The following is a 5,676-nucleotide window of genomic DNA, read 5'->3' as shown; positions in this document are numbered from 1 at the left end:
ATTAGTGTCTCTGCTGGGATTTGAACCCAGACTCTTATATTAAAAGTATAATACTCTGACCTACTGAGTTACAGAGACATCAAAATATTATTTATAATTTAATTTGACTAGCTACTACAGCTAATTTGTCACATCTTATATTATAAGGATTATTTGAATGCCCTTTAACCCATTCAAACTTAACAGATTTATGGAAACCCATTGCTTTATCAAATCTTTCCCATAATTCTATATTTTTCTTTCTTTTCCATCCTAAAGTAGCACAACCAATTACATATTGAGAGTCTGTAATAATTGTTATATCTTCTGGTTCTGAAATAGATTCCATTCCTATAATACAAGCTAACATTTCCATTTGATTATTAGTTGTATTAATGAATGTTTTACTATATTCTAATACTTCATCACCATCTTGATCTAAAATTATAATGCCTACTCCACCTTGATTTCTTATAGAGGAGTAGGCACCATCAGTTATTATTGTGTACATTAAAAAATTACTACTGCTGCTTTTGTATAATCATCTCCCTTTAATTCATATACTGCCTTAACAGGAACTACATCACCATTTACAAAGATATTAGAAGTTTTTCCAGCTTTAGCTCTTTCTTGAATTTGATTAAATAATCCTTTGCCGATAATATGATTATCCCAGAAATCAGAAGGGGGTACAATTACATGTTCTGTAGCCTCTACTAACTTTTTGTTATTAAGTTCTACTGGGGAAAATTGATCATATTCTACAATATTAATATCATCATCTTCATAGTATTGAATGACTTTATGATAATCTTTTATATCAGCTTCATAGCTTACTCCAATAAATACAGTATCATTTTCTGGAGCAGTATTCCAGATTACGTTTAAATCTACTACACCATGTTTAATTTCTGCAACATTATCCCCCATACTAATAGTATCATGAGAATGAATAGCATCATCAAAAAATAATCCTACAGATCCTTTATCAGTTCTAATTAAATCCCAATTCTCTAATGTGTCAATAATCTCTATTACTTTATTCATAATCATTTAAATTTAATAAGTTTATATTATTTATTCTTCTATTTTAAATAGAAAAATATAATCCCTCTGTTTTTTAAAGTTATTATACCATAGTATAATATCTCCTTTATAAGTAAGATCTATTCTTGGATTAAAGAATAATTCTATACATATTGCCGCAAATAATATTAATAAAATCATAATCTTTGTTTTAATCTCTAAGTATTATATATTTTTTAGCTCTAGTCATAGAAAATAAACTGAAGACTTTTATTTGTTTTAATTTTGCAGATATATCAAATTATAATATTGCTGTAAGTCTTCTACTAGTGTGACATCCTATATGTACTCCTATGGGGAATTGAACCCCAATTCATGCTTCGAAAGAGCATAGTCCTAACCATTAGACGATAGGAGCTTATAATAAATACTAGTTTCACAACTAGTATTTAATCAGTAATTATAACTACTCTATTCCAATTGTTCCTTTCATAATTTTGAACCCTTATTCCTTCTTCTACTGTAATTAATTGATTATCACGAGCACCTAATTTAATTAATTCTCTTTTTACATTTTTAGCTCTATTTTCACTTAATTTATCACTATTTTCTACTAAATCAGAATAACCTATTATATATAATTTACAATCCGGATTGTCCTTTAAATAAATTGCTATATTCTCTATATTTAACTTTTGATATTCTTCTATATTACTTGAATTAAAACCAAAATGTATTGCGATTGGAATAATTAATGATAATAAAGTTATCATAATATATGAAATTTAATAACTTCTGGATTAATGTTATATTGTTTGAAAAATGAATTACAAATACTTATTGTATTAAAATACTCACCTTTAATATATACTAAATATAATTTATTATCTGAATCCTCATCTATTCTTATTAAAAGATTCCCTCTTAATTCTTCTGTATAACTATGAAATGTAATTTTAGTATATATACTTCCTGATGGAGACAAGTTATCTAATAGTTCATTAAATCGTGCATTAGTAATAGGAAAAGATTCACAAACCCAGCTCTTCTTCCCTTTAAGAAACATCAACTTCATTTTCTATTTTCTTAAATTGTCCATAAGTATGATTATTTATTCCTACTGCTGTTTCTATTTTACAGAAACTAGGTCTTACTTCTCTAATAATCCCTTCCAAGTTTAAATCATTTCTATGAGAGTATATAATTAATACTCTATCTCCTACACTATATTTTTTATAATTCTTCATAATCTGGAATATCTAATTTTATTGGTTCTATTAAATGTTCTTCTTTCTCAATGACTCCCATAGGAAACCATTCTTCTATATCTTCTGTTTCTAATTTAAATGTATTATCTGACATGTCTATTTCTTTTACATTATCCATACTAAATGTTTCTAAAGAGAATAGAGAATCATTAATAGCTATAGAATCCTCATCAAATGGATTAGTATAATCTCCTGATATTTCATCATATTCCCATCCTTCATCTTCTAATAGAGATTCTTCAATAATATTAAAGTCTCCTGAATTTACTAATTCAATAAATTCTTCTTTAGTGTACGTTTTCATATTGATATAAAATTTAATTTATTTAAAATAACAGAATACAAGCTGATGATACTTAAAAGATTGTTGCTTAATAAAAATTTGCTGTATGTATTCTTATAAACAGATAACTACCTTAATTCTGTACAAGTATCAATAATATAATATTGTGAATAAATTGCTGTAAGTTATCTAATGCGGAACCATACTAACTGGATTTTCAGTCAGCGCATGTCTGCCAAAGTTCCTTAATAGTTGCGGAAGCAGGACTCGAACCTGCGTAGTTTATTTAAGTATTTAGTTTTAAGATTCCGTTATCAAATTCCCAATGATGATTAGGACAGAGTCCGATTAAGTTATTTATATTGTTTATTTCTGCTATTGAAGCATCATCTGGAAAATCAGATACTGCCTTTATATGAGCTATTTCAATATGTTTATCGTATCCACATATAGCACATTTAAATTTTTTTCCTGAATCTTTATAAACTTTTTCTGCTAATTTCCTTATGCTACTTCTATAGCTTTGATAATTTTTTCTTATATTTAATAGTTCTCCTTTAGTTCTAGATAAAGTAGATATAGTAGTTTTTATATTAGGTTTTATATTTAAGAAGGAGCATCTATTTAGGATTCGCTCCTTAACATTAGAGCCTAAAGCACTTTTGTAACCAAATGCAGATGCTATTTCTTTCCATCCAGTACTATTATTTATTATCTTTATAAATTCTTCATCTGAAACTTGGTTAACAAAAGATTGAGAAGCATTAGTAACGCTAAAATCCTTTTTTATAGACAAACCTTTATTGAAAGTTTCTAAAGAATTAATTGCTCTTCTTTTAGGAAGACTTATTCCTAATTTCTTTGCTACCTTTTTAATGTTATTACCAGAACATCCATATCTTCTTCCAATTTCTTCATAACTAAGTGATTCATCTAAAATTAACCGCTTTAAGTTATCTTTTTCTGATTCCCATTTACTCCTTTTTGTATTTTTCATATTTTTATTATTTTATAGTTTTGTACTACAAAAATAATAAAATTAAAAATACTATCAAAGTTCGATTATGTTAAAATTAGTTAAAGAAATAGAGTTACTATGAAGTGTTAAAATAGGCTACCGCATATTATTCTGCTGATTTATAATAATCTATCCAGTAATCAGCAATCTGGTCTTCAAATATTTCTTTTTCGTCCATAATATTATTAATTAAAAAGAAAGTACTATTTATAACTAAATAACCGTTCAATTACAATGAAATAAATAATACTTTCTATTCACCGTTAGGCTCTGTCATTTTCTACTTTAAGCATCCAAGAAAATGATCAAAATGGAATACTAGTTCACATTAACCTTCAACTATTAGGAGCATTAACCCCGCTAGGACATACTATCATGCTGTATGATCACATCCTTATTGTTTACGTCTAATAAGGCAGACGGAACGGAGCAGGTAAACAGAATCGAACTGTCATCTTAGGAATGGAAATCCTGTGTACTAACCATTATACTATACCTGCATAAATTATCTAGCTCTTTTATCTACTCTTGTACAATTTTTATTTCTAGACCCAAAATTTTCAGTTAGACTATGACAATTAGGACATAATAATTGCAAATTATCTTCCTTATTATTTAAGCAATTTCCATCAATATGATGTATATTAAGAGGAACTAATCCAGTGTAGGGATTAATTTTATTCCAACCACATATTTGACAAGAGTTATTATATTTTGATTTAATATAATCCCGTATTGCAAGAGCAATGTCGTCTTTTCCTATAACTCCAGAATATTCTCCAGACTTCCATTTTTCTATATAAATTTTTCTTTTATATTTTGTTCTACAGTCTGTGCTACAATATTCAGATTTTCCTAATATATCTTTTCCGCAATAAGGGCATTTTTTAGGTATATGTTTAGTTTTTCCTTTATTAAAAGTTTCATTAGGATTGATCTTTCTTCTCTGTGGTAGTTCTATACCTAATTTGCGAGCTACTTTCTTTATGTTGTTTCCTGTACAATTATATCTCTTTCCTATTTCTTCATAAGTTACTCCGTCTGTAATAAGTTTTTCTAAAATTTCTTTTTCTTTAATCCATTTACTTTCCATAATTCTTTGTATTTTTAATCTTACAAAGATAATGAAAATAAACGAGATTTCAAAGTTCGATTATGTTAAATTTTGTTAATTTTGTCGCACTAACCATTAGGCGATACCTGCTTTTATATTTAGGATTATCCTATCTTCATTTTTATTCTTATATGTATTTTTTCGTTATCTGGATCAGATTCTTTAGTATTTAAATTCTTTATAATCCGATTATTGGAACTAAAATCATATTTATCTGTACAAAGTATATAGCTTTTAGTTGCAGTTACATAAAAACCACCTAATACAAATTCGATTTGTTTCTTAGGACTAAATCCTATAACAGTTCCATAATTATCTGAATAATCAGAACCTATTACTGAAATTATTACTGCTTCTCCATTATTTACTTTATCTTTCCAATTGGGAACTTTAATATCTAATTGTTCCTTACTAATAGATTTTAATTTATTCAGAAAGGATTTATTAAAATGAGATTCTGTTAGTATTTTAGGTTCTATAGGCTTGTTTAACTTTTTATATAATGGAATCTGAATGTTTTTTCTAAATACATCTAATAAATATTCTTGTAAGGGTTCATAAATACTTAATATTCTTTCTATAAACCATTTAATTAAGGATATTAGTTTTTTCATAATATTTATAGATTAAAAATAGTTATCCTGTGTTTTTGGGAGTCTAACTTGCAATTGATATTAAATAATTAATAATATAATTAATACTATTGTGACTATAGGCCAAATAATACAAAATATCCAAACGTTTATAGTTTGATAAGTTATATTAAGCTTGCTAGCTAGCCACTGCAAGATATATACACATAAATAAAAAATTCTATTTGTCATATTCTCCCCGTGTTATGTTATTATAGTCAAAAATTTCATGTTTGCCATTAGATAGTTTAGATATAATTAAATCTAATATAACTAATGGAAACAGTAAAATAGATATTAAAAAATCTTTCATTGTACCTTATGCTTTAATGTAAACTCGTCCATTCCTAATAGTT

9 protein-coding genes and 3 tRNA genes are annotated in these 5,676 nt (G+C 26.7%); all 12 read right to left on the bottom strand.

The features are described 5' to 3' along the window. Positions 1-5: 5 nt before the first annotated feature. A tRNA-Lys gene (locus ACI3VO_RS04435) sits at positions 6-78 on the bottom strand. Positions 79-91: 13 nt separating this feature from the next. Beyond that, positions 92-490, bottom strand: coding sequence for a ribonuclease H family protein (locus ACI3VO_RS04430; protein WP_439756762.1), 399 nt, complete (start codon positions 488-490; stop codon positions 92-94). After that, positions 490-1,026 carry a hypothetical protein gene (locus ACI3VO_RS04425; protein ID WP_439756761.1) on the bottom strand — a complete coding sequence of 179 codons (537 nt, stop codon included), beginning with the start codon at positions 1,024-1,026 and terminating at the stop codon, positions 490-492. Before ACI3VO_RS04425 ends, ACI3VO_RS04430 begins: the two co-directional genes overlap by 1 nt. Positions 1,027-1,351: 325 nt before the next feature. After that, positions 1,352-1,423: transfer RNA gene (locus ACI3VO_RS04420), tRNA-Glu, on the bottom strand. A 31-nt stretch (positions 1,424-1,454) separates the two neighbouring features. Next, a complete protein-coding gene (locus ACI3VO_RS04415; RefSeq protein ID WP_439756760.1) occupies positions 1,455-1,778 on the bottom strand; it encodes an OmpA family protein in 324 nt (107 codons plus the stop codon). A 282-nt stretch (positions 1,779-2,060) separates the two neighbouring features. After that, positions 2,061-2,252 (bottom strand): hypothetical protein, encoded by a 192-nt coding sequence (locus ACI3VO_RS04410; protein WP_439756759.1) that lies wholly within the window; start codon positions 2,250-2,252, stop codon positions 2,061-2,063. Further along, a complete protein-coding gene (locus tag ACI3VO_RS04405; RefSeq protein WP_439756758.1) occupies positions 2,239-2,577 on the bottom strand; it encodes a hypothetical protein in 339 nt (112 codons plus the stop codon). The genes ACI3VO_RS04410 and ACI3VO_RS04405 overlap by 14 nt, the downstream gene beginning before the upstream one ends. Positions 2,578-2,842: 265 nt before the next feature. Next, entirely contained in the window at positions 2,843-3,553 is a 711-nt protein-coding gene (locus tag ACI3VO_RS04400; RefSeq protein ID WP_439756757.1) for an HNH endonuclease, read from the bottom strand. Between the two features lie 127 nt (positions 3,554-3,680). Then, the gene (locus ACI3VO_RS04395) at positions 3,681-3,803 is read right to left on the bottom strand and encodes a hypothetical protein (protein WP_439756756.1); all 123 of its coding nucleotides are present in this window, start codon (positions 3,801-3,803) and stop codon (positions 3,681-3,683) included. A gap of 199 nt (positions 3,804-4,002) precedes the next feature. Next, a tRNA-Gly gene (locus ACI3VO_RS04390) sits at positions 4,003-4,074 on the bottom strand. 5 nt (positions 4,075-4,079) lie between these two features. Continuing rightward, entirely contained in the window at positions 4,080-4,667 is a 588-nt protein-coding gene (locus ACI3VO_RS04385; protein ID WP_439756755.1) for an HNH endonuclease, read from the bottom strand. 125 nt (positions 4,668-4,792) lie between these two features. Then, on the bottom strand, positions 4,793-5,302 hold the full coding sequence (locus ACI3VO_RS04380; RefSeq protein WP_439756754.1) for a hypothetical protein: 510 nt from the start codon (positions 5,300-5,302) through the stop codon (positions 4,793-4,795). Between the last annotated feature and the right edge of the window lie 374 nt (positions 5,303-5,676).

The organism is Intestinibacter sp. (genome assembly GCF_051866655.1).
Classification (GTDB): Bacteria; Bacillota; Clostridia; order Peptostreptococcales; family Peptostreptococcaceae; genus Intestinibacter.
This window is presented reverse-complemented; position numbering and strand designations above follow the sequence as displayed.

Bases quoted from the DNA above. Each gene is read 5' to 3' on its own strand.
- ACI3VO_RS04430 (WP_439756762.1), bottom strand. From the start codon at position 490: ATGTACACAATAATAACTGATGGTGCCTACTCCTCTATAAGAAATCAA.
- ACI3VO_RS04425 (WP_439756761.1), bottom strand. From the start codon at position 1,026: ATGAATAAAGTAATAGAGATTATTGACACATTAGAGAATTGGGATTTA.
- ACI3VO_RS04415 (WP_439756760.1), bottom strand. From the start codon at position 1,778: ATGATAACTTTATTATCATTAATTATTCCAATCGCAATACATTTTGGT.
- ACI3VO_RS04410 (WP_439756759.1), bottom strand. From the start codon at position 2,252: ATGAAGAATTATAAAAAATATAGTGTAGGAGATAGAGTATTAATTATA.
- ACI3VO_RS04405 (WP_439756758.1), bottom strand. From the start codon at position 2,577: ATGAAAACGTACACTAAAGAAGAATTTATTGAATTAGTAAATTCAGGA.
- ACI3VO_RS04400 (WP_439756757.1), bottom strand. From the start codon at position 3,553: ATGAAAAATACAAAAAGGAGTAAATGGGAATCAGAAAAAGATAACTTA.
- ACI3VO_RS04385 (WP_439756755.1), bottom strand. From the start codon at position 4,667: ATGGAAAGTAAATGGATTAAAGAAAAAGAAATTTTAGAAAAACTTATT.
- ACI3VO_RS04380 (WP_439756754.1), bottom strand. From the start codon at position 5,302: ATGAAAAAACTAATATCCTTAATTAAATGGTTTATAGAAAGAATATTA.